This window comes from Photobacterium satsumensis (assembly GCF_050336935.1).
In the GTDB taxonomy this organism is placed as follows: domain Bacteria; phylum Pseudomonadota; class Gammaproteobacteria; order Enterobacterales; family Vibrionaceae; genus Photobacterium; species Photobacterium satsumensis.
In genome coordinates, this window is sequence record NZ_JAKJSK010000006.1 from 1,566,660 (window position 1) to 1,589,602 (window position 22,943).

General features: G+C 46.7%; 22 protein-coding genes. 7 read left to right on the forward strand and 15 right to left on the reverse strand.

Features of this window, described 5'->3' with window-relative positions; genetic code table 11:
• Positions 1-6 precede the first annotated feature (6 nt).
• The 10 genes from L4D79_RS07240 to pstS form a co-directional block, all read right to left on the reverse strand.
• The gene (locus L4D79_RS07240) at positions 7-936 is read right to left on the reverse strand and encodes an urease accessory protein UreD (RefSeq protein WP_428649328.1); all 930 of its coding nucleotides are present in this window, start codon (positions 934-936) and stop codon (positions 7-9) included.
• Complete coding sequence (gene urtE / locus L4D79_RS07245) at positions 933-1,628, reverse strand: urea ABC transporter ATP-binding subunit UrtE (RefSeq protein ID WP_428649330.1); 696 nt, start codon at positions 1,626-1,628, stop codon at positions 933-935. Before urtE ends, L4D79_RS07240 begins: the two co-directional genes overlap by 4 nt.
• A gap of 1 nt (position 1,629) precedes the next feature.
• Complete coding sequence (gene urtD, locus L4D79_RS07250; protein WP_428649332.1) at positions 1,630-2,481, reverse strand: urea ABC transporter ATP-binding protein UrtD; 852 nt, start codon at positions 2,479-2,481, stop codon at positions 1,630-1,632.
• Positions 2,478-3,626 (reverse strand): urea ABC transporter permease subunit UrtC, encoded by a 1,149-nt coding sequence (urtC, locus tag L4D79_RS07255; RefSeq protein WP_428649335.1) that lies wholly within the window; start codon positions 3,624-3,626, stop codon positions 2,478-2,480. The genes urtD and urtC overlap by 4 nt, the downstream gene beginning before the upstream one ends.
• Positions 3,627-3,636: 10 nt before the next feature.
• Complete coding sequence (gene urtB, locus L4D79_RS07260) at positions 3,637-5,262, reverse strand: urea ABC transporter permease subunit UrtB (protein WP_428649337.1); 1,626 nt, start codon at positions 5,260-5,262, stop codon at positions 3,637-3,639.
• A gap of 119 nt (positions 5,263-5,381) precedes the next feature.
• On the reverse strand, positions 5,382-6,665 hold the full coding sequence (gene urtA, locus L4D79_RS07265; RefSeq protein ID WP_428649340.1) for an urea ABC transporter substrate-binding protein: 1,284 nt from the start codon (positions 6,663-6,665) through the stop codon (positions 5,382-5,384).
• 440 nt (positions 6,666-7,105) lie between these two features.
• Positions 7,106-7,909 (reverse strand): phosphate ABC transporter ATP-binding protein PstB, encoded by an 804-nt coding sequence (gene pstB / locus L4D79_RS07270; protein ID WP_428651736.1) that lies wholly within the window; start codon positions 7,907-7,909, stop codon positions 7,106-7,108.
• Positions 7,910-7,929: 20 nt separating this feature from the next.
• Positions 7,930-8,760, reverse strand: a complete 831-nt coding sequence (pstA, locus tag L4D79_RS07275) for a phosphate ABC transporter permease PstA (protein WP_428649343.1) — start codon at positions 8,758-8,760, stop codon at positions 7,930-7,932.
• Positions 8,757-9,686, reverse strand: a complete 930-nt coding sequence (gene pstC, locus L4D79_RS07280; protein WP_428649345.1) for a phosphate ABC transporter permease subunit PstC — start codon at positions 9,684-9,686, stop codon at positions 8,757-8,759. Before pstC ends, pstA begins: the two co-directional genes overlap by 4 nt.
• 56 nt (positions 9,687-9,742) lie before the next feature.
• Positions 9,743-10,789, reverse strand: a complete 1,047-nt coding sequence (gene pstS, locus L4D79_RS07285) for a phosphate ABC transporter substrate-binding protein PstS (RefSeq protein ID WP_428649347.1) — start codon at positions 10,787-10,789, stop codon at positions 9,743-9,745.
• 364 nt (positions 10,790-11,153) lie between these two features.
• Between pstS and L4D79_RS07290 the strand changes: the two genes are divergently transcribed.
• The 3 genes from L4D79_RS07290 (at position 11,154) to L4D79_RS07300 (ending at position 14,249) form a co-directional block, all read left to right on the forward strand.
• Positions 11,154-12,536 (forward strand): sensor histidine kinase, encoded by a 1,383-nt coding sequence (locus tag L4D79_RS07290; protein WP_428649350.1) that lies wholly within the window; start codon positions 11,154-11,156, stop codon positions 12,534-12,536.
• Complete coding sequence (locus tag L4D79_RS07295) at positions 12,533-13,165, forward strand: winged helix-turn-helix domain-containing protein (RefSeq protein ID WP_428649353.1); 633 nt, start codon at positions 12,533-12,535, stop codon at positions 13,163-13,165. The genes L4D79_RS07290 and L4D79_RS07295 overlap by 4 nt, the downstream gene beginning before the upstream one ends.
• A gap of 283 nt (positions 13,166-13,448) precedes the next feature.
• On the forward strand, positions 13,449-14,249 hold the full coding sequence (locus L4D79_RS07300; protein ID WP_428649356.1) for an oligogalacturonate-specific porin KdgM family protein: 801 nt from the start codon (positions 13,449-13,451) through the stop codon (positions 14,247-14,249).
• Positions 14,250-14,331: 82 nt separating this feature from the next.
• Here the strand turns inward: L4D79_RS07300 and L4D79_RS07305 are convergent, their stop codons facing one another.
• Positions 14,332-14,970: a hypothetical protein gene (locus L4D79_RS07305; protein WP_428649359.1), complete on the reverse strand. Its 639-nt coding sequence runs from the start codon at positions 14,968-14,970 to the stop codon at positions 14,332-14,334.
• Between the two features lie 263 nt (positions 14,971-15,233).
• Here L4D79_RS07305 and L4D79_RS07310 point away from each other — a divergent pair, with 263 nt between their 5' ends.
• Positions 15,234-15,617: a hypothetical protein gene (locus tag L4D79_RS07310; protein WP_428649361.1), complete on the forward strand. Its 384-nt coding sequence runs from the start codon at positions 15,234-15,236 to the stop codon at positions 15,615-15,617.
• 82 nt (positions 15,618-15,699) lie between these two features.
• On the opposite strand, the gene L4D79_RS07315 is transcribed toward L4D79_RS07310, so the two are convergent.
• The 4 genes from L4D79_RS07315 to L4D79_RS07330 form a co-directional block, all read right to left on the reverse strand.
• On the reverse strand, positions 15,700-16,119 hold the full coding sequence (locus L4D79_RS07315; protein ID WP_428649364.1) for a GNAT family N-acetyltransferase: 420 nt from the start codon (positions 16,117-16,119) through the stop codon (positions 15,700-15,702).
• 126 nt (positions 16,120-16,245) lie between these two features.
• Positions 16,246-17,205, reverse strand: a complete 960-nt coding sequence (locus L4D79_RS07320; protein ID WP_428649366.1) for a VirK/YbjX family protein — start codon at positions 17,203-17,205, stop codon at positions 16,246-16,248.
• A 162-nt stretch (positions 17,206-17,367) separates the two neighbouring features.
• Positions 17,368-18,369 (reverse strand): Gfo/Idh/MocA family protein, encoded by a 1,002-nt coding sequence (locus L4D79_RS07325; protein ID WP_428649369.1) that lies wholly within the window; start codon positions 18,367-18,369, stop codon positions 17,368-17,370.
• Positions 18,366-18,674 (reverse strand): putative quinol monooxygenase, encoded by a 309-nt coding sequence (locus L4D79_RS07330; protein WP_428651738.1) that lies wholly within the window; start codon positions 18,672-18,674, stop codon positions 18,366-18,368. Before L4D79_RS07330 ends, L4D79_RS07325 begins: the two co-directional genes overlap by 4 nt.
• A gap of 102 nt (positions 18,675-18,776) precedes the next feature.
• On the opposite strand from L4D79_RS07330, the gene L4D79_RS07335 reads away from it, so the two are divergent.
• The 3 genes from L4D79_RS07335 (at position 18,777) to L4D79_RS07345 (ending at position 22,943) form a co-directional block, all read left to right on the forward strand.
• Positions 18,777-19,655, forward strand: coding sequence for a LysR family transcriptional regulator (locus tag L4D79_RS07335; RefSeq protein ID WP_428649372.1), 879 nt, complete (start codon positions 18,777-18,779; stop codon positions 19,653-19,655).
• Between the two features lie 156 nt (positions 19,656-19,811).
• Entirely contained in the window at positions 19,812-20,609 is a 798-nt protein-coding gene (locus L4D79_RS07340) for a GGDEF domain-containing protein (RefSeq protein WP_428649374.1), read from the forward strand.
• A 381-nt stretch (positions 20,610-20,990) separates the two neighbouring features.
• Positions 20,991-22,943, forward strand: coding sequence for a DUF1800 family protein (locus tag L4D79_RS07345; protein WP_428649377.1), 1,953 nt, complete (start codon positions 20,991-20,993; stop codon positions 22,941-22,943).

A 22,943-nucleotide genomic window follows, 5' to 3' on the forward strand; every position in this document is an offset into this window, starting at 1 on the left:
AAATAACTAAGTGGCCCAAATACGTGGGGGATGAGGAACAACACCTGTCGCCTGACTGCGAGCCTGCTGCCATATCTGGGTAAAGCAATGCAGAATGTCTTCACTCCAATGCCCCAGCGCCCTGACAACAATGAGACCCTCGACCTGCGTTGCTGCCACTATTAGCTTTTTGCTACCTGATCCACTCTGTATATCCATTTCGCTCTGTATAGTTATTTCTCTTTGAATATCTAGTAGCAAGGCCTGTACCAACTGATAGAAATCTTGCCCCATTTCGGAGATGTAGAGGGTCCCCATCATGGGGAATCCCTGCATACCTATATTAATCAGCACCTTATCACCACCAGACATGTGCAAACCTTCAGTCAGCACTCGACGACCATCGATATAAACCTCTGTTTTTCCAATCAATTTACCGCTATCAAAGCACTCTTTTAGTGCAGGGCGGCCAAAACAGTGCAGCTCCCAGCCCACAAATTGTGCGCCTTTCTCGAGGCGGATAACGGTATTGAGCTGAGCGTGGGCCTCAGGGAAAAAGATATTCTCCTGTGGCAGCCATTCCAGCCGACCTCCCGCCGCGACTGACAACTGCTGGAGCTGCTTAGCAAAACGATTTTCAGAGCGATAAAACTTTGTTGCCCCCGGGGTCGTCACCAACACCTTGGCACCCGCGCCGACATCGACGCTAATATCGAGCGTATCGCCACCCGCCACGCCACCAGGAGGGTGAAGCAGGTAGCTGTGGCAAACCTCCCCCTCGGGGTAGAGCGCTTGTTGCACTGTTAGCGGGCCTTTTTGCTCCCGGTACTTCAGTACGGTTTTATCGCCTCTGTCACGGTAGGATAAGCTCAACTCAGCCAGCCACCCATGGTGGGTGTGCTGGTCTATTTGACTTGCGGTCGGGTTGGTCACACCAAGTGAAACATAATCCGTCATACAGTGAGGTACTCCTTGACCAAGGCATCATCAAGCTCTGCCATCTCTCCACTTGCAACATGGCGTCCTCTGTCGAGAATGCAGAATTGATCGCCTACCCGGCGGGCAAAAGGCAATTTCTGCTCAACCAGCAACACGGTAAGGCCCATTTTTTCGTTGAGCATCCTGATGATATCGCCAATTTCTTGCACGATATTGGGTTGGATTCCTTCTGTCGGTTCGTCCAAAATCAACAGCTTTGGATTAACCACCAACGCCCGGCCTATCGCCAACTGCTGTTGCTGGCCACCGGACAAGTCACCGCCACGGCGATGAAGCATTTCCTTGAGAACTGGAAACAAATCGAAAATAAAATCAGGCACCTTGCGATCGCCCCGGGCACGAATAGGCAAACCAATTTCCAAATTCTCCTGTACCGTCAGCATCGGAAAAATCTGCCGACCTTGCGGTACATACCCTATCCCCCACCGTGGCCGTGATTCTGCTGATTCCGCAATGATTGAACGCCCATTAAACGTAATATCACCACTTTTGGGGCCTACCAGACCCATAATGCACTGCAACAGCGTGGTTTTACCCACGCCATTACGCCCCATCAGCACGGTGCATTTACCTTCGGGGATCTGCATATCCAAATCCCACAATGTATGGCTTTCACCGTAGTATTGATTGAGTGACTTGATCTCTAACATGCTATTCTCCCAGGTAAACCCGCTTCACTTCAGGGTGGTTTTGTACTTGATCCATGGTGCCTTCTGCCAACACATGGCCTTGATGGAGAACCGTCACGTCACTGGCAATCGAGCGAACAAAATCCATATCATGCTCGACGACAACCACGGAATGCTTACCTGCCAACGAATTCAACAATTCCGACGTTTTATCCATCTCTTGGTGGGTCATCCCCGCTACCGGTTCATCCACCAGCAGCAACTTTGGGTTCTGCATCAACAGCATGCCAATTTCCAGCCATTGCTTTTGGCCATGGGACAAGTTGCCTGCCAATAACGCAGCGTTATCCACCAGGTTGATTAATGCCAAAACAGACTCGAGCTTGTCCTTCTGCTCAGCAGTCAGCTTGGCCCTGAACGTCGCCCACACGGTGCGGACACCCGACATCGCCAATTCCAGATTCTGCCAAACCGTCAGGCATTCAATCACTGTCGGCTTTTGGAACTTCCTACCGACACCAGCATTGGCTATCTGCGATTCATTCATTGTTAACAAGTTTATGTTCGACCCAAGCCAGACCTGACCTGAGTCCGGCTTGGTCTTACCGGTAATGATGTCCATCATGGTGGTTTTTCCGGCGCCATTTGGCCCGATAATGCAGCGCAGTTCGCCCTCACGGATATACAGATTGAGATCGTTGATGGCTTTAAACCCGTCAAAACTCTTATTGACGCCCTCGACATAAAGCAGGATGTTATGCCTGGTATCGATCAAAGGGTGCTCATCGGGAACAAGAAATGAAAATGTCTCTTCCCGTTTGGTCATCTCCTGAGCAAATGTGCCTAACTTCTTTGCTGTCTCCAATACTGTCATGACACCACCTCACTAGCGCCGCACTCTTGTTGGGGCTTCCTCTGGCTAACACGCGCCGCAATGTCTGATACAAACCCGATAACCCCTTTCGGGAAATACATGGTGGAAAGCACAAATAAGCCCCCCAGAGCAAACAGCCATACTTCGGGGAATTCGACCGTAAACCAGCTTTTGGCATAGTTAATGATTAAGGCCCCGATAATGGCACCGAAAAGCGTCGCCCGGCCGCCAAGCGCGACCCATACCACCACTTCGATAGAATTGAGCGGAGCAAACTCCCCCGGATTGATAATGCCAACTTGCGGTACGTACAACGCACCGGCAATCCCAGCAATGACGGCCGACAGCACAAAGATCCACAGCTTGATGCCATCAACGTCATACCCCATGAAACGTGTCCGCGATTCGGTATCACGGATAGCCAAGGCTGCACGCCCCAACCGGCTACTGACAATGGTTCGGCACACCACGTAGCTCACGATCAGCGCCAGTCCTGTACACACAAACAGCGCAACCTTGGTCGTATCCTGCTGCAAGCTATAACCAAGAATGTCCTTGAAATCGGTTAAGCCGTTATTTCCACCAAATCCCATTTCATTTCGGAAGAACGCCAGTAGCAGGGCATAGGTCAGAGCCTGAGTCATAATCGACAGGTATACCCCTGAAACCCGCGAACGAAAGGCCAAATAGCCAAAGACATAGGCGAGGATACCAGGCACTAACACCACCATCAGGCAGGCAAGCCAAAACTGATCAAACCCTTGCCAAAACCATGGCAACTCCTGCCAATTCAAAAACACCATGAAGTCGGGCAACACGGGATTACCGTACACACCCCGGTCGCCAATCTGGCGCATCAGGTACATCCCCATGGCGTAACCACCTAGAGCAAAAAACGCCCCATGCCCCAAACTCAGGATCCCGAGGTAGCCCCATACCAAATCGACCGCGAGTGCGAGCATGGCATAGCTGAGGTATTTCCCCATCAGAGAAATCGTGAAGGTTTCAATATGTAGCGGATGACCGACCGGCAATAACAGATTTGCCATCGGGACCAAAATGACGGCAGAGATCAGCAATGCGAGGACGATCTTGCCGCCCCGATCTTGTCCCAAGGCCGAAAGAATAATTGATTTAGACTGCATCAAGCGCTCCTTAGCTTTCAGCCGCGCGGCCACGTTGTGGGAATAACCCACGAGGACGTTTCTGGATAAACAGGATGATAAAGACCAGCATTAAGATCTTCGCCAGTACCGCACCCGCCCAAGGTTCCAGTAACTTGTTGAACAACCCAAGTCCTAAACCAGCAACCAAGGTGCCCCACAGGTTTCCGACCCCACCAAACACCACCACCATAAATGAATCGATGATGTACGCTTGGCCCATATTTGGCCCAACATTCGTCAGCTGTGACAACGCAACACCTGCAACACCCGCCACACCGGAACCCAATCCGAACGTTAAGGCATCGACACGCTCGGAGCGGATCCCCATTGCCCTTGCCATTGCCCTATTCTGAGAAACAGCCCGCACCTGCAGACCCAAAGGCGTCCGCTTCAAGATCATTACCATCGAAATGAACACCAACGCACAGAACAAGATGATGTATAACCGGTTGTATGTCAGTGACAGCATTGGGTTGAACTCCCAAGCTCCCGCCATCCAATCGGGCGTACTGACTGAGCGGTTAAGTGGAGAGAAGATAGATCGTACCGCTTGCTGGAGGATCAAACTGATCCCGAACGTCGCCAATAACGTTTCAAGAGGTCGGCCATAGAGATGCCTTATCACACTGCGTTCAATCACAATCCCCACCAACCCGGAAATGATGAATGCCATTGGAATAGACAGCAGCAATGCAACACCGACGTGTTGCGGGAAGAGCTGCTGCATCACATAGGTGGTGTATGCGCCAATCATAATTAGCTCACCATGAGCCATATTAATGACCCCCATCACCCCGAAGGTAATCGCCAAACCTATTCCGGCAAGTACCAGTACCGACCCGAGGCTGAGACCGAAAAAGACCGTCTCAACACCGGAATAAAACTGCTGACTCTGGTGATATTTAGCCAAGCCTTTGTCGACAGCCGCCGAAAGCTCGGGATCCAGTGATTGTGGATGCAATTTATTGAGGGTTTGCAGCACAATTGCTTGCTTGAATTCTGACAAGCTGTCTACCGCTGCAGTCCGTGCTTGGGTTGATGCGCTGTTATCTAACGCCATACTGACCGACAGCGCTAATCGCAGCCTCTCCTGCACCTTGGTATCCGGTTCAACCTTCAACTGCGCGCCGATTCTTTCGATGATCTCCTCACCGGTTTGGCCAAGTAGCCCATCAACTGCCTGTAAACGGATTGCCGGATCCGGTGAGTTCAGTCCCAGCGAGGCCAGCTGGATCCGGATAAGGCTGCGCAACTTATTATTGACCCGCACTTTGGCAAAGTCCCGCGAACGCGAAACAACCAATTGCTTCGACTCCCAAATACTCTCAGCCTGCTTACCGTTTCTACCGGCAATAATATAGAGCTGCTGGAAGTCTTCACTCTTCTTGTTCTTGTAATAAAACAGGTTGCCTTCCAACCATGCCCGAAGAATAGGCTTGGCCGTTTCGGCAGGCTGGTTATCAACTAGCCACTCAATGGCGACTTCCTTATCTTTGTTATTTTTCCCAATCAATACCTGATCAAATTCATCCTTCGAACTGACCGAAGCAAACGCCATGGGGGTACACAACAAGAGAACAATGAGCGCTTTAACGAACTTCATTAAAGATGTCATTTCTTGTGTCCTTACTGACAATTAACCACTTCAAATGTGGGTAAATCCCACCGAAAATAGCGCTTCAGCCGTAACCTGAAGCGCCATCAATAAAAGGCAAAACGCCCTAAAACAGTGCGTTAATTAGCACCGGAACACTTCTTAGTTTCTGTATTGAAGGCTCCGCAAGAGAAAGGCTTTGACCAACTTGAATACAGCTTTGAAGACTCAGGCAGATACTTTGACCACGCATCTCCCGCCACCAGCCCAGTGGTTTCCCATACCACATCAAACTGGCCATCATCTTGGATTTCACCAATCAACACCGGCTTGGTGATGTGGTGGTTTGGCAGCATGGTAGAGTAGCCACCGGAGAGGTTCGGTACTGCAATCCCAATAAGGGCATCTTGTACCGCTTCGGAATCGGTGGTACCGGCATTATTCACCGCCTGAACCCACATGTTAAAACCGATATAATGGGCTTCCATCGGATCGTTAGTCACACGCTTGTCACTTTTAATAAACGACTGCCAGCCATCAATGAACTCTTCATTCTGATCGGTATCGACACTCATGAAATAGTTCCATGCCGCAAGGTGACCAACAAGCGGTGAGGTATCCATGCCAGAGAGTTCTTCTTCACCCACCGAGAACGCGACAACAGGGATATCTTCAGAGGAGACACCTTGGGCGCCGAGCTCTTTATAAAAGGGAACGTTCGCGTCACCGTTAATGGTCGAGACCACCGCGGTTTTCTTGCCGGCAGAACCAAATTTCTTGATATCAGACACAATCGACTGCCAATCAGAGTGGCCAAACGGCGTGTAGCTGATCATGATGTCTTCATCGGCGACACCTTGGGCTTTCAAGTAAGACTCGAGGATCTTGTTGGTGGTACGAGGGTACACATAATCGGTTCCCGCCAATACCCAGCGTTCAACCTCCAGCTCATCCATCAGGTATTCAACCGCAGGGATGGCCTGTTGGTTCGGCGCGGCACCGGTATAGAAGACGTTTTTCGATGACTCTTCACCTTCGTACTGCACCGGATAGAACAAAATACTATTGAGCTCTTCAAATACTGGCAGCATGGATTTTCGGGAAACCGACGTCCAACCACCAAATACCACATCCACTTTTTCTTTTTCGATTAGTTCACGGGCTTTTTCAGCAAACAGCGGCCAGTTAGAGGCCGGGTCGACAACAACGGCTTCCAGCTTCTTACCTAGTAAGCCTCCCTTTTTGTTCTGCTCATCAACCAGCATCAATACTGTATCTTTCAGTGTGGTTTCACTGATCGCCATAGTGCCTGACAGTGAGTGGAGAACCCCTACTTTGATCGTCTCTTCGGCCGATGCAACAGCAGAAATTAACGATAAACTCAGGCCAAGCGTGGCTAGATTCAGTTTGGACTTCGTGGTCATATTTAACATCTCCGTTTGTTTTGATTCATCTATACCCAATCAAAATCAATGCCAGAAAAGGCAACTAGAACAAACACACGTTAAGAGCATGATTTATAAACACTAAAAGAAGATGGAAAATAATAAAAATTAAAAACGGCATAATACCCTGAGCACATATTGGTGCAGGAAAACACCGTATGCCCCAAAACAGTGACGAGCTATTTAAGTTTGAGTTAAAGCGGGGCAAAAAAGAGAAATAAGTGGTCTTTTCGAGGCATTTAAATACAAAGTACCGCCCCACAACCAAAAGCCCCTAACTTGTTGGTGGATTAAGACTTAACAGGCTATTTAATTTCGGTAAACAAAAAGCCCCAATCGCTTTGTCACTGATAAGACAGTCGCGACTAGGGCTTGTACTGTAAAAAACCGTGTAACAGCTGGCTTAATATTAGGGCGTATTAACCGAAATCGCCGGAGATATAACGGCGGGTACGATCTTCTTTTGGCGCCTTGAAAATTTGGTCTGTCTTACCGAACTCCATCAGCTCACCTAAGTACATGAAACCGGTATAGTCGGAGATACGCATCGCCTGCTGCATGTTGTGGGTAACAATCACAATCGTGTACTTCTCGCGAAGTTCGGTAATAAGCTCTTCAATCGCTGCAGTCGCAATCGGATCCAGTGCCGAAGTTGGCTCATCCATCAAAATCACTTCTGGTTGCAACGCGATAGTACGAGCAATACACAAACGTTGTTGCTGACCGCCTGACAAACCGCTGGCATCAGCGTGCATCTTGTCTTTTACCTCTTCCCACAAGTGCGCACGACGCAATGCCTTCTCGATCCGGGTATCCATTTCCTCTTTACTCAGCCCGCCTTTCATCTTTAGGCCGAACTTCAAGTTGTCATAAATGGACATTGGAAATGGGGTCGGCTTTTGGAAAACCATGCCGACTTTGGAACGCAACTCATTGTGATCCACACTACCTAGGATATCTTCACCATCTAGCAAGATCTCGCCTTCCGCGCGCTGTAAACCGTAAAGATCATAAATACGGTTCATGGTACGCAGAAGGGTTGATTTACCGCACCCCGACGGGCCGATCAGTGCGGTAACCCGATTTTTGAAAATCGGCAGGTTAACGTTTTTAAGGGCCGCCTCATTTGTGGCGCTATAAAAGAAGCTAAGATCACGCACATCCATTCGGTGTCCCAGCGCTACATCCGCACTGGCAACCTTGTAATCTACAGGTGCTGTCATGGTGTTAATCGCTGTTGCTGTCATGATTTTCTCGCTTTAATCAATTTTGGTAATGCGGTCGCGGTAATGTTGACCAGTAAAATGAAACCGGTGATGAGCAAGGCGCCAGCCCATGCTAGATCCTGCCATGAGGCAAAAGGGCTCATCGCATACTGATAAATGGTGACAGGTAGGTTCGCCATTGGCTTGCCAAGATCTGTCGTCATGAAATTACTGTTCAGGGCAGTAAACAACAGCGGGGCTGTTTCACCTGAGATACGGGCAACCGACAATAGGATTGCAGTCACAATACCCGGCCCCGCAGCACGGTAACCCAACTGGGTGATCACACGCCACTTCGGCACACCCAAGCCGCTACCCGCTTCTATGAGTGTTGGCGGAACCAGACGTAGCATTTCTTCGGTTGAAGAGACAATCACAGGCAATGCCAAAATCGCCAAGGCAATAGCCCCCGCCCAGCCAGAATACGATCCCATTGGAACCACTAGCAGGCCATAGACAAACAAACCGACAAGGATAGATGGGGCACTCACCAGCATACCATTTAAGAATCGCAGGGTTTCAGCCAGCTTATTGCCCGGCTCTGCTTCTGACAGCCAGGTGCCTGCCAGCACGCCCAATGGTGCTGCAATCAAAATACCCAGAGAGGTCAATACCAAGCTACCGTAAATGGCGTTTTTCAGGCCACCTTGGCTACCCGGCCCCGGCGTCAATTCGGTAAATACCGCCAAGTTCATACCTGAAATGCCTTTTGACACCAAGGTGTACAAAATACTGGCCAGAACAACGATCCCCAGCATGGAAGAGGCAATACAGAATAGCTTAAACAATAGGTTTTTTAGCTTTCTCATTTCGACGCCCTCATTAGGTAACGTGCAGCTCCCATGACCACCAGCGTAATGGCGAACAACACCAACCCCAGACCAATCAAGGATGAAATATGCATCGGGTTAGTGGCCTCGTTGAACTGCTGGGCAATAGTCGATGAAATCGAACTTGCTGGCATGAACAAAGACGTTTCGATTCGGTTGGCACCACCGATAACAAAGGCAACGGCCATGGTTTCACCCAGTGCACGGCCCAAGCCGAGAATACCGGCACTCACCACGGCACTTTTAATTTTTGGCAGTAGGACACGGGTGATAACCTCATACGGGGTGGCACCTACGCCATAAGCCGCTTCACGCAGTACATTCGGGATTGACTGCAGTGCATCACGCGTCAGTGCGGTCACAATCGGTAAGATCATAAACGACAGGATAATACCGGCAGTAAGCAAGCCGATACCTATCGGCGGCCCATCAAACCACGGTCCAATCAGCGGCAAACCAACGAGGTACATGGCAGCCCACATCTGGAAACCTTCAGAGAACCACGGTGCAAAAACAAATAAGCCCCACATACCGTAAATAATGCTCGGTACCGCAGCCAGCAGCTCGATAGCCTTACTGACGGGTATTGCAATCCAGCGTGGTGCGAGCTCAGCGAGGAAAATGGCTGTACCAATAGCAACAGGAATAGCGATAACAACGGCAATAAGTGATGTGACCAAGGTGCCGTAAACCGCGGAGGCGGCCCCAAACTCACTGTTTACCGGATCCCAAACATTGCGAAAAACAAAGCCCGGTCCAAATTCAGAAAACGCCTTCCAGCCACCGTCAATCAAGGAAAGAACGATACCTACCAAGGTGAAAAATATAATTGCCGCACTGAACAGGCTTATTCGACTGAAGAGTGAATCTCCATCCAGTTTTGGCTTCGCGATAGTCATTAACATAATAAATACAGCCGCTGCCCACCGAAATGGACAGCGAAAAAATAAGTGGAAGACAATTATTTGATGAAAGATGCGCCGTTAGACGTAAAGCCTTGCGACCATGCACTGTTTACCATTTCCACGACAGACTCAGGCATTGGGATGTAATCCAACCCCTCTGCCATTTCGCCACCGTTTTCGTAACTCCACTGGAAGAAATCAACAATAGCCTGTGCTTTTTCAGCATCGACCTGATCTTTGTGCATCAGGATGAACGTTGCTGCCGTCATCGGCCAAGATTCAGCCCCGGGCTGGTTGTTCAGAAGCAGACGGAAACCAGGCGCGTTTGCCCAGTCAGCGTTAGCGGCTGCAGCTTGGAATGTATCCATGGTTGGCAGGAGGAATTTACCATCAGCGCTTGCCATCTGGGTGTAAGCCATATTGTTCTGCTTAGCAAATGCGTACTCAACATAGCCAATTGCACCACGGGTACGACCAACGAAATTGGCAACACCTGCATTACCATTACCACCGATCGTCGTTGCTTCACGCGGCCAAGTGATATCAGAGTTTGCGCCGATTTTCTCTGCCCATTCTTTACTTACTAGAGACAAGTAATCCGTAAAGTTGAACGTGGTACCAGAGCCGTCAGAGCGGTGAACAACATAAATTGCTTGGCTTGGCAGGTCGATACCGTCATTCAAGTCAGCAATGCGCTCATCATTCCACTGCTTAATCTTACCCATGTAGATATCAGCCAGTACTTCACCAGTAAGCTTAAACTCACCCGCGTCAACACCCGGTACGTTGATAACAGGCACAATTGCGCCCATTACCATAGGAAACTGAAGCATTGCTTCATCATTCAGCTGATCAATTGTCAAAGGCGCATCCGTTGCACCGAAGTCGACGGTTTTAGCCGTGATCTGACGGATACCACCACCTGAACCGATCGCTTGATAGTTAATCTGCACGCCGGTTTCAGCACTGTATTCCTCAGCCCATTTTGCGTAGATGGGGTGTGGGAATGTTGCACCTGCACCATTGATAGTCGTATTTGCAGCAGCACCAAATGACGCAGCCACCAGTGCAGAAGAAACCACAGCGGTTTTGATTAGTTTCACAATCTTATCTCCGATTATATTGTGAGGTTACGAATGAGTTAGCTCGTTCATTCACAAGTTTTGTTTGCAACATCTTTTTAAGAAATTGGCTTTATAAAAACTAAGGTGTTCATTCAAAGTCCTACTGGCACAACTTTTTAAGGATTATGGTCATCAAACTTGTGGGGTGGAGATTAGATTTTTAATATTTCATTTTTATTACTTTTACTTTTATCAAGCCAAAAACAAAAAAGAATTATCATTGCCAGAATATTCTGTGAAGAAAAATTCACAGCTTTCTTTGTAACCCACATTTTTGTAACTGGGTATACCATCTGATAGGTACATCATTGATTGAAATCCTCATCTCGCTTAAGATTAACGAATGGAGAATTTATCTGTATTTATCATCTACCTCATATATGGCTTGGCTTTCTTTGCCATCGGATTTTCAATAACATTCAGAAACTTAAAGTTCAGCCGTCTACAGATAGCGACGGCCCTCCCTACCTTAGCCGTGTTTGGTTTCATCCATGGCTTGCACGAATGGTCCGAGCTTTACCTCATACTCCACGAAAAAACGCTGAGTAAAGTCATTCCAATAGAAATATTTAAAGTTACCAAGCTTTGGGTATCCTTCCTTGCTTTAGGTGCTTTTGCTTGGAAAATGTTAGAGGTTGTTCAATGGAAACATAGGCAATATGTAAAAAGTATCATTGTTGGTACTATTTTTATATATTCTCTATTTTTAATTAACAACTATTACTCTCTACCCAGCAATGATTTCCTATTTAATAGTGCCAACCAAATAAGATGGATATTTGGATTTGGTGCCAGTTTACTGTCTGGCTATTGTTTATTTATTTATGGTCAACAACTTAATAATAATCAGCCTGATTCTGGGATATGGTTTCAACGCACTGGTTTTTCCGTCGTCGCTTATGGTATAGCAGCTGGCTTGTTATTAACATCTTATGGAATTTGGGTCCCTGTTGTACGCACATTGTGTGCGGTTGCTATCTCTATTACCCTCTGGCGAGCATTAATGGTGTTCGATTTAGAGCGCCTCCGCCAAATTAAAGCCACACTGCAACAATCGCTACAACATGATAAATTCAAAGAGTTGGGCGAACTCACCTCAGCCATTGCCCATGAGATAAAGACCCCACTCAGCAGCGCCATTGTCAGTTGCGATCTTCTAGAGCGGCAGCTTCCCAGTGATAATGACAATGCTCACCGCCAACTTAACCGGATCCGAAACGGGATGGAAAAAGCCGCCAATATCAGCCACGAAGTACTCAATTATGCCCATCAGCGTACCCCTAACTACACGAACATCGACCTTGCAGAACTGGTCAAAGACACATTGGATATGATGTCGCACCGACTGGCTCACTTTTCAATAACAATGAGTGTGCCCGAAAAACTTAGCCTTGAGGGCGACCATACCCAAGTCCAAGAGCTGTTTATCAATTTGTTAAACAACGCCATCGATGCCTGTGGCGTTAAGGGGGCTATTACCATCAGTGCCAACCCGATGGGCGAGCATATCTTGATTCGGGTAACAGATAATGGCCCAGGGATGAGCGACGATATCCTAGCGGCGGCAACAAAACCGTTTTATACCACCAAACCGGCCGGGAAAGGCACCGGTTTGGGGCTTTCAATTTGCAAACAGATCACCAGCCAGCACCAAGGTCAATTATCATTTAAAAATACCGATAATGGCTTGTGTGTTGAAATAGAACTACCTAAGGAGCAATTTTGAACTTATCCCTGCTACTGGCCGAAGATGACAATGATTTGCGTGAAGTGTTAGTAGAGGCATTAACTCTCGAAGGTTTTGATGTCAGCGCCTGCGAAAGTGCAGAGCGTGCATTAGAACTTGCCAGCGAACATCAATTCGATTTAGCCTTATTTGATGTGGTAATGAGCGGTTTAACCGGTATCGAAGCCATGACGACTATTCGCCGCCAGCAACCGCATATCGGCATCATCATCACCACCGCATTCGCCACGATCGATGTGGCGGTGGATGCGATGAAAAAAGGCGCCGATGAGTTTTTGACCAAGCCATTCAACCTTGCCGCTTTATCGGTGACCCTCAAACGAGTCCATGCCCAACGCTCGCCAAAATCGCCTATCGAAGAGCGCACCAATGATCAGGTATTCTCAGCCTTAGCTAATCCTATTCGCCGTGCGGTCATGCAACAACTTAGCCTGCACCAACAATTGAAGTTTATGGATCTGTGCCGCTTGGTCGGTATTGAAGATCATACCAAGTTCAATTTCCACCTACGCCATTTGGTGAACAGCGGGTTGGTAAAAAAGAGCGACGGGCGCGTTTATGCCCTGACGGCAAAAGGTCGAGAAGTACATGGCAGTATGTTGAAATAATCTATTGATGACACTAGGGCGTGTTGACCTTGCGACCAAAGAAAGGCGCTTAAAAATAGCGCCTGATTCAATTTAACGCAAAAGAACCGGAGCCAAAACCTCTTTATTTATCCTATCTCTGACTATTCCAACCATTTCAAACACCATTCAATTACTTTCAAAACATTTTTTTCCCTATTCTGTCCTCGCTGATTAGCACGGTATTAACCGATTAATCAGGATGTTAATGGACAACAAAACCTGACGATGGATTGTATTTCTATATACAAAATAGGTTTTAATAATGAAAAAATTAGTTTTAGCCGCAGTTGTTTCTTCTCTTTTCTCTGCCACTGTAATGGCTGATACCCAATACAACATTCAGCACGGCAATGATGACGAGAGCAAATTCTCTGTCTACCATGACATTGGCTTAGGTTTCAGTGGCGGTATCGAATTCGTGACCGAGAATAACCTAAAGCGCCATAAAGAAACCAACATGCGAATCGACTACAACTTTGATGTCACTGATGCTTGGTATATCCAGCCACAATTTGAACTGACGGTTCCTTCTGGTTCTCGAAGCCGATCAGATGGCCAATTCACTATTGATGGCGACAAGGTAAATGCTAGCCAGCGAATCAGCAACACCGCAAAATTTGGCCTAAAAACGGGCTACCAGTTCGATAATGGCTTGTATACTGCCGCTCGATACCGCTACGAGATGGCCGAGCGCAAACTTAACTTAAACGGTACAGATGGCGACGGAAACAAACGTAAAGCAGGTATCAAAGAGTCAAACAACATCCACCGTATGGACCTAACTCTGGGCTATGTGGTTGCTGACACCATGGATCTGTCCGCCAACTATATCTATAAACGTGGCGACTCTAAATTCGATGCTCATGGAGTCAGTGATAAGAAAACTGAGCATGCGAAACTGGAAGGTAATCAAAGTGAAGTTGAACTTAAAGCGAAGTTCATCGGCTTTGATAGCATCCACCCATACGCCATGTACACCTACAAAGGCGATGCCGAAATCAAAGGCTTGGGCAAGAAATCAGTGGATAACGTATTCTCTGTGGGCGTAAGCTTTAACTTTTAAACCGCCACTCCTAGCCTCTTATATAAACAAATAGGCAGCCATTGGCTGCCTATTTCATTGTTCTACAATGGCTAATGAGTAATCACGCTTCTTTGTACTCAGCCCACTCCCGCCATTCGGGGATATCTCTGGGATCGCCATAAGCACGGACGAAACGGGGAAATGACTGAGGCACAGCAATGCCATAGCGGTCTTTGAAAACCGAGTTGAGCTTCCAATGAGTCGAGTAGCCCTCTTCCATCAAATCAAACGCCTTGTTGGCTTTTTTCCAAAACTTCGGGTTGGCTTGGCCTTTCATACTCATCCAAGGATAAGACACTTTAGCCTCCTGGTGGCCATACACTTCATTGCCTAGCATATGTAATAGCTTTGACAGCGTATCCGCACCAAAGTCCTTGAGGGATAATCCCTTAATCGCCTCAATATCATCACCAACCTTATTAGCTACACGGTTGATAAGAAAGTCCAAGTCCATCTGCAAACACATATCGTAGCTAATTTCATCAATTCGCGCCAAAATCGCATCACGAAATTTTTCTTTGGATAATTGTTTGTTACGCAAGGCACGGCGGTAGGCAATTGCATTGCTATTCTTCTCAATCATATGTCGTTGCAGTTCAGGATATGCATCTAGCGCACTCAGGTTGGTAGACAATATGGCCAGCAGCTTATTTTGCTCAACCATAAGTTGCCCAAGTTGCTGTTTTGCTTTTTCATCCATCTTCCCGCCTCTCGCTTTTCAAACCCACACAACGTATTTTGCGGTAGAGTATCTTTTCTTAAGGTTTGATGTCAAACCTTTTGCAATTATTTCGACATCCATTAGTCATGGAGTGAAATCTTAAATAAGAATTGTTATACCACTAGCAAATTAAGGGAGTGCCCACTAGTTTTTCTCGTTGGTGCAGATTAAAATCCATACAGCCAGTAAGGAATAGAATTCTCTGAGGTATAAAGTCAAAAAAAACAGACACACCTCAAGATATGCCCAAGCAGCTTGAAACCACTTGGGTGAGCTCAACAAAGTTAGTTATTTCTATTATTAGCAGCTTTACCAAGGGCGCAGAAGCAATGAATACATATGATTCAATTTATGGTGTTCTCAAAGTGAAGGGAGCACAATGGAAAAACGATGCAGCGGGTTCAATCTCGAACGATGTGGAAAGGCTCATCCTCGATCTTGAACCCTACGTGACTGACAGCAAAAGCGCTTCGCACATGAGCTTTTTGCTGAAGGATTTATTAGAAGTGCTATCGATTGATTTTAAATGCCAAGAGGATCAAAAATCAGCCTCTTTGTTGCTAATAGAAGAGATCATGCATGCATCTCTTATGGAAGAGACTCCCGAGCCAAGTTACTGCCACTGATGCAACAACTTGATATCGACTGTGCCAAATTGCCCCTAACAAAAGGCACAGTCGACAACTTTCCGCAAGCCCCTACAAACAGTCAGCACTGGCAAACAAAATGATGGCTAGCAATAACAAAGTCTTCTTTTAAATAGAATTTATGCGCGCCATAGCGGTGTACACCGGAATCAAGATGGATCTGCTCTATCTGGTTGATGTGGGCGTAGTCTTTAAACCACTCAATCAAATACTTACCGGCTCCGGTTGAACGCTGAGATTCGTCGGTCACTAAGTCATCAATATACAGGTAACTCCCCCAGCCCAGTTTATGGCCTGTCACAAATCCAGCAACACACAAAATAGCCTCCCCGTCACAAACATAAACGAGTTGGTAACCGGATTTACGCTGCTGGTTCATCAACTCAACCAGTTTCTCCAGCGTGTATTTTGGCCGAAGTTGCTGCATAATCTGCGCAAGTTCACCGATGTCTTCATTCGTTGTTGCAAGAATGACTTCCATGCTTCCCCACCTCAATTCTACTAAAGGTAAAAACTGGGGCCTATAGTACCCACCGATTATGACAACATACCGACATAACGAGGATGGGCGTTAATTTTTGAGTAAAAAGCTGATTATTCGGTGATTTTACGGCTGGCTAGCTGTTTTCATCAGTGACTGAATATTCGCTTCTACTTCTGAGGAAATCTCTTCCAACCACTGATAACGCTTGGTATACAAACGTCGCTTGGTTTTCTTGAGATCTGATGGATCTTTGCGGGGTGGCTGCAATGGTAACTGATAAAAGTATGCATCCTCTTTTGTCGCTCCATACTCTTGCCATAAGTCGTCGTAGTCAAAGGTTACCGCTTTTCGCTTCGAGCCAAGATAGCGCAGTGCCTGATACACATGACCTTTGTTCGAGACACCACGTACTTCTTCCATGCCTAGCGTACCCGCGACAATCAACACCAACTCAGCCATCAACGCTTTGGTACGCAAACCGTGCAGCGAACGCGTCAGAGTTTTGATGACTTGGTTGCGATCTTCAATGTCTTCCCTAGGCCCCTGCAGAGCACCAATATACAGCGTCTTTCTCTCACCTGTTGCAATGTGGCAAGTGAGCGAATAGATATTTCGGTTGTTTTCGTCAACCAAGTACAGGCCGAGTGATCCTTCCCGACTCATCCCTTGGCAGAGTTGTACCTTGTAGGCAACATCTTGGTTATCGGTAAATTCCAAGATAGTAACGCCATTTAGTGACAGAACAGATTGCGTGTGTGTGCCAAACGTGTTTTTGATAAAAAGATAATGCTCACGCAGTCGTGCAATTTTCTCCTTGCGTGACCAGTTCACACAAAGATAGGGCTTAAGAGGCTTCTCGAATATTTTAGGATTCATCTGTAGAACAGGCTTCAGCTCAGGATGGGCAAAGACTTCCGACATCGCCTTTACAGCATCAGCATTCACAACCCCCCAAAGGCAAAAGCGTGCATTTTTCTTTATCTTTCTGAACCCTTTGCTATTGGGGTACACCGTATTGGCTAATTGGGGAAGTCGACGAAAGTAATCGAATTGATTGGTAGAGGAACGCACAGAGAACCACACTGATAGACGAATGAAAAATTCTAAACAGCGTACAATTACATCTGTGAAATATCTGTCGAAATGCACACATACAATGTATGAAATTGTATGCCCAGACCATATAGCATACCAGGGAAAGGGCCGCCAGAGCAATCAACCTACTCAGTCTGGGCGATATAAACCTTACGCTGTTACTGCGTTTTCCCAGTCAGTTAACAATTTCATGATCTGCCTTGAATCTTCCGGTCTTGCTGCAGGTCGGTTCAACTCTGCATCACGGCTTTCCAATGCACTTAATACCGCCCTAACCTGATACAAGAAGCCATCACCATCAGCGGTCACTTCAACCACTTCAGGCTGTTGCTCGTATTGGGTGATGATAAGTTTGTTTTGCGTGTCGGGTAGCCAAGGATTGGTCATTACCTGCAAGCTGCCGGTAGATCCCAACACAGTAAACTCCGCATGCAGGCCATAATCTTCGGCGGTATGAAGTTGTGCCATCACGCCATTGGCAAACCGGAAGTTAGCTTGAGTCTCACAGATATTACCGTCATGGCCTCGACGCCCCATTGCAGAAAGGGTGTAACTTTCAGCACACTCCTTGCTGCTGCACTGTTGCATAATAAGGTGCAGCAAAGACACAGGATAGCACCCGAGATTGTATAATGCCCCTTTGCTGTCGGGGTTCACAAACTGAGAGATTGCTGCAGTATATTGCCCTTGGAGCGATCGCAACTCACCAATTTTACCCGCCTTGATCACATCGAGTATCTTGGCTGTAAACGGGTGGTTCAGATACATTAGCCCTTCGGCAAAAAAGACCCCATGCTGGTCAACCGCTGCTAGCGCCGCCTCGGTTTTTTCCATATCTACCGACAGAGATTTCTCGCACAGTATTGCCTTGCCTGCTTGCGCAGCTTTGATCACGTACTCATGATGAAGATGGTTAGGCAATGCGATATAGATAATATCGACTTTGGGATCGGCAATCAGCGCATCATAGCTATCATATTGCATTGGAATATCATACTGGGCTGCCAACGCCTCACGAGGCTCCGGGCTGCGCCCTGCTACCGCATAAATGCAACTTTGACCTTCTTGGCGAATGGCTTCAGCCATCACACCTGAGATAAAGCTGGTCCCTAGGATGCCCCACTGCTTTACTTCATTCTTTGCCTGGCTCATTGGTTTGCTCCCATTTCCATCAAGTGGGTTTCAAATGCTTGCTCTAACTGGGTATAGCCTAAAGCAATAAAATCTTGGGTATGCTTTGCATTAAAGTGTGCGTCAAAGGCCGCCTGATCATCATACCGCTCCCAGAAGATGAACCTTCGTAGATCGCTATTATCTTGCATGGCTACTGCCATAGAGCAGCCTTGTTCACTGTTCATTCCTTGGCAAAACTGCGCTACTGCCGCTTTTGCCTCATCCAGTGAAACCTCATCCCTTACACGGAGTTCAGCCGTGATAAATAGCCCTTGCTCAAACATCTTATTCACTCGTAACAACACAATATATTGCCAATTTAATTGACATCTATAGATTGATAAATAACGATCCATTCCGCTATTTATCAACTTATAGTTTGTAATATGGATAAACTGAAAAGCATGCAGGTGTTTGTCGATGTCGTAGAGCGAGGAAGCTTGGCGAAAGCGGCGGCTCACTTCAACGTCACATCAACCATGGTAGGCAAACACATCAAAGCGTTAGAGCAAGGTCTAGGTACTCGACTTCTCAACCGCACCACCCGCCGGCAATCACTCACTGAAGCAGGCGAGATCTATTTTCGCGAATGCCAACGGATCCTTGATGACATCAAGGAAGCCGAGGAGAACCTGCAAACTCTAATCAACACGCCGATGGGAACGATCAGGGTCAATGCCCCAGTCACCTATGGCAATAACGTTGTGGCTCCGCTTGTTGCTCAGTTTCTCCAGCAGCATCCTCATATCAACGTAGAGCTTATTCTCGATAACAACCGTATCGACCCTCTCCACGACCATTTTGATTTGGTTTTTCGTATTGGTGAGTTGGAAGATTCCAGCCTTATCGCCAGGCATGTCGGCAATTACCAACTGCTGTTTTGTGCCTCACCGTTTTACTTTGAGCGCTTCGGCACTCCCCGACATATCAAGGAACTAAGCAACCATCATTGCTTAGGGTTTGACTACGGAGATATTCAGCCTCAGCATCGTGAGCAAGAGTCGCACTATTTCAGCCGTCAGCAATCAAGGCTAAGCAGCAACAGCGGTGATGTCCTCAAAACCGCAGCCCTCCACCATGCAGGGATTATTTTGCAACCGGCCTTATTGCTAGAAAACGAGATTGAACAAGGTTCACTCCAAGAATGTCTTGCGGAATACCGCCCAGAATCAAAACCTATCCACCTGCTGTATAAAGGAAAATCACAGCCATTGAAAGTCAGGACTTTCATTGACTTCTTTTTCGGACAACATACCCTAAAGTGATGACATACAGTGATCCTTTTAACGCCTTGATAAATCAACTCACTCCAATCATTTACTAATTGTCATTTTTTTGACACCCATCAAGCAAAACCAATGCTCATGGAGTATAAATGAACAAAGGTGCATATTAACTATATGAAAAAAAGGTGGTATTCAATGGTTAAGGCCGTATCGACAGTTATTTGCACAGGAATGGTACTCCTCATTCTCATCGTGAAAATTGATGAGTCGTTTTTCTATTCCAAAGCTGAATTTGCAATCGAGTACTTGATCTTACTTTCCATCGTTTCCATCTCGGTGTGTGCTTATCCTGTTTTCAAAAAAGAAAAAAAAGCACTTGTCGGAATGATGTTTATCGGTATAGAAAATATCTATCACATGATCGAGCAAATTACCCCATTGGAAAAAGCAATCGATTCGCTTCCTTCTCCTATAGCTCTCTTTCTTGATGATGGATGTATTCTGATTGGTATTGGCTTCCTAGCCCTCGCCATAAAACACATCATCGCCAAATACGAGTGTAATCAGAGTATTGATGAACTGACGGGCGTTTTTAATAGAAAAGCGCTGGGGAGTATCCCTCTCAAGCAATTTGATTTGATCTTTTTTGATCTTGATAAGTTTAAACTGCTCAATGATAAATACGGCCATAAATTTGGTGATAGTGTGCTTAAACTGTTTAGCCAAGGGCTCAAGCAATACACCCAACCAAACGAAATGATCATTCGTTTCGGTGGTGATGAGTTCATCGCAATCCTCCAGCCCCACCGGGCCAATTCTTTTCTGTCTGATATCGAAGCAGCTTTTGCTGCCTTAAAGATTTCATACAGTTATGGAATCACGCCCAATAGTGACCGCCGTAATTTACGTGATGCTATCAACAGCGCTGACAAAGCGCTTTATCGAATGAAGCACCTTAAACACCAACCGACCCATTCACACATTTTGAAATAGCAAGACAGAGTCACGGTGCTGATAATTAACACAATGCTGATTTCATATTTAACTGCCAAACTTTCAACAATCCGTCAAAAAAATATCAGTACGCTAGTATAGCTTTACTGCTCTTCAAATAAATAAAAAAAATTAATTACTATTTCAAAACGACTTTGGCTTAACCTCACAAAACTCATCACAAATATAAATCAAATGTGATTAATATGCCCGAGCTTATATACAGCCTGTATTTGTTTGCTACCATTCATAGAGCTAATTCAAACACAAAAAACAGGAGATGTAATAAAAGGAATTATTAGAAACCATAGACTTACTCAGTAGTATTAATTTAAATCAAACAAACCCAATAATCAGTCAATTAACTTTGGAGTAAACTCGATGTTTTTCAAAAACCTCTGTTTTTTGAAAAAGGCTATCGTAGTAGTACTCTTTCAAATTATTGCATTTAATGCATACGCTGTTGATTTGATAGATAATGGTAGCGTTCAAAAAGCCATTAATTACACCTATTTTCCATATACTGTCGAAGTTACTGTATTAAAAAATAACACCCCGACAGAAACTTTTGAATGCCAAGTTTCAAAGCGCAGCCACAATCGCAGAGCACAATGGCCTTACCGCATTGGCCAATGTGTCAATAATGCTAGTAATGAAGTGCTTGTAGGTCAATTGCAAGAAGATGGCTCCATACTACCGATAAAATCAAAAACTGAGAATAATCTGTGGGCAGCTTCCGCAGATTACAGCCTCAGCTTTGAGCGTATTGACATTCCGCAGCCACTCGACTTTCATAATGCTTCACGCTTGCTGGAGCGCGGCACGTTTGGCCCAACACAAACCGATATCAGTGCTGCCATTGGCTTAACAGCCGAACAATGGGTTGAGGCACAAATTGCTATTGCCCCCTCTTATCATTTAGATGAGTACCTTCGGATCCAGTCGATCAGGGCAGATCTCAATGGTAGCAGCCAAGAGCACAGAAACTACCGCAGCAATGCTTGGTGGGGCATCGCGCTCAATAGTGACGATCAATTACGCCAACGCGTTGCTTTCGCACTGAGCCAAATGGTCGTGGTATCGCAAAACGATGCAGGACTATCCGGTGATGACAGGGCGAAAGGGTTGGCGATCTATTACGATATATTAGTCCAGCACGCCTTTGGCAATTACAAGGATTTGATCCGCGATGTAACCTACTCCCCAGCCATGGGCCGTTTTTTGACCATGGCCGGAAACCTGCCGCCTGATCCAGAAAACAACCAATACCCCGACGAAAACTATGCCCGTGAATTACTGCAATTATTCTCATTGGGTGAGTGGAAAGTGAATTACAAAGGAGCGATTAGAAAAGACCAAGAAACCAGCCAGCCAATCCCTGCCTATACAGAAGAAGATGTTCAGGAGCTAGCGAGATTGTTCACCGGTTGGGATGAAGACAATGGTTTACTCAGTCCGATGGTCGTCACTACAAGTAATCATGATACCAATCCAAAGCGTATTCTTGGCCGCAACTTTCCAGGTAACGAAACCGCCGAGGAAGAGTTAGAAAGACTGCTTGATATCCTCGTGGCTAAACGCGAAACCGCCGTTTTTGTCAGTACCCACCTGATAAAACAACTCGTCACCTCGAACCCTGACAAACATTATGTTGAGCGTGTTGCCCGTACTTTCAACAACACCCAAGGCGACCTTGCCGCTGTGATCACCGCAATATTGACCGACCCCCAGCCGTACGAGTCAAACCCAATAACCGTGTCAAAGGCGCGAGAGCCAATTGTCACCATGACGGCCCTTTACCGGGCATTCAACAGCCAAATGGGTGACAATTACCCACACCACCGTGATACAACCCTTGGCTATGGCTACGATGCACAATACTCACCGGAAGGCCACCGCTTCTCGCAGGGGGCATTAGCCGCACCATCAGTCTTTAACTTCTTCCCAGCCACTTATACTCCTAGTGGCCCGCTGGAGGATAACGGCTTGATTGGCCCTGAGTTTGCGCTTTACACCTCAGCAGAAATACCCAACATGTCTAACCTCATTTTCCGCAAACTAAAAGACGATAATACGCTAACCGGCGACGTCGCAGGGTTAGCCGACAACCGATTGATCCTCGATTACTCCGCCTTTACCGGGCTTTGGACAACGGATGACAAAGATAACTTCCTCGACCTGCTGGCAAACACCCTGTTTGATGGTTCGCTCAGTCCACAACTTGAACTGCGATTAAGCGATGTCTATGACGCTATGCCGAAGACCAACCATGACAACATGTACAAAGTGTTCTGGATGGCTGCCATGTCACCCGAATTCCAGATTCAGGAGTAA

Excerpts from the sequence above, each read along its gene's own strand:
- L4D79_RS07345 (WP_428649377.1), top strand. The coding sequence starts at position 20,991 with ATGTTTTTCAAAAACCTCTGTTTTTTGAAAAAGGCTATCGTAGTAGTA.
- L4D79_RS07315 (WP_428649364.1), bottom strand. The coding sequence starts at position 16,119 with ATGGAAGTCATTCTTGCAACAACGAATGAAGACATCGGTGAACTTGCG.
- L4D79_RS07240 (WP_428649328.1), bottom strand. The coding sequence starts at position 936 with ATGACGGATTATGTTTCACTTGGTGTGACCAACCCGACCGCAAGTCAA.
- L4D79_RS07310 (WP_428649361.1), top strand. The coding sequence starts at position 15,234 with ATGCCCAAGCAGCTTGAAACCACTTGGGTGAGCTCAACAAAGTTAGTT.
- L4D79_RS07300 (WP_428649356.1), top strand. The coding sequence starts at position 13,449 with ATGAAAAAATTAGTTTTAGCCGCAGTTGTTTCTTCTCTTTTCTCTGCC.
- L4D79_RS07290 (WP_428649350.1), top strand. The coding sequence starts at position 11,154 with ATGGAGAATTTATCTGTATTTATCATCTACCTCATATATGGCTTGGCT.
- urtD (WP_428649332.1), bottom strand. The coding sequence starts at position 2,481 with ATGACAGTATTGGAGACAGCAAAGAAGTTAGGCACATTTGCTCAGGAG.
- urtE (WP_428649330.1), bottom strand. The coding sequence starts at position 1,628 with ATGTTAGAGATCAAGTCACTCAATCAATACTACGGTGAAAGCCATACA.
- L4D79_RS07325 (WP_428649369.1), bottom strand. The coding sequence starts at position 18,369 with ATGAGCCAGGCAAAGAATGAAGTAAAGCAGTGGGGCATCCTAGGGACC.
- urtA (WP_428649340.1), bottom strand. The coding sequence starts at position 6,665 with ATGACCACGAAGTCCAAACTGAATCTAGCCACGCTTGGCCTGAGTTTA.
- pstC (WP_428649345.1), bottom strand. The coding sequence starts at position 9,686 with ATGTTAATGACTATCGCGAAGCCAAAACTGGATGGAGATTCACTCTTC.
- L4D79_RS07335 (WP_428649372.1), top strand. The coding sequence starts at position 18,777 with ATGGATAAACTGAAAAGCATGCAGGTGTTTGTCGATGTCGTAGAGCGA.
- urtC (WP_428649335.1), bottom strand. The coding sequence starts at position 3,626 with ATGCAGTCTAAATCAATTATTCTTTCGGCCTTGGGACAAGATCGGGGC.
- L4D79_RS07330 (WP_428651738.1), bottom strand. The coding sequence starts at position 18,674 with ATGTTTGAGCAAGGGCTATTTATCACGGCTGAACTCCGTGTAAGGGAT.
- pstB (WP_428651736.1), bottom strand. The coding sequence starts at position 7,909 with ATGACAGCACCTGTAGATTACAAGGTTGCCAGTGCGGATGTAGCGCTG.
- urtB (WP_428649337.1), bottom strand. The coding sequence starts at position 5,262 with ATGACATCTTTAATGAAGTTCGTTAAAGCGCTCATTGTTCTCTTGTTG.
- pstA (WP_428649343.1), bottom strand. The coding sequence starts at position 8,760 with ATGAGAAAGCTAAAAAACCTATTGTTTAAGCTATTCTGTATTGCCTCT.
- L4D79_RS07340 (WP_428649374.1), top strand. The coding sequence starts at position 19,812 with ATGGTTAAGGCCGTATCGACAGTTATTTGCACAGGAATGGTACTCCTC.
- L4D79_RS07305 (WP_428649359.1), bottom strand. The coding sequence starts at position 14,970 with ATGGATGAAAAAGCAAAACAGCAACTTGGGCAACTTATGGTTGAGCAA.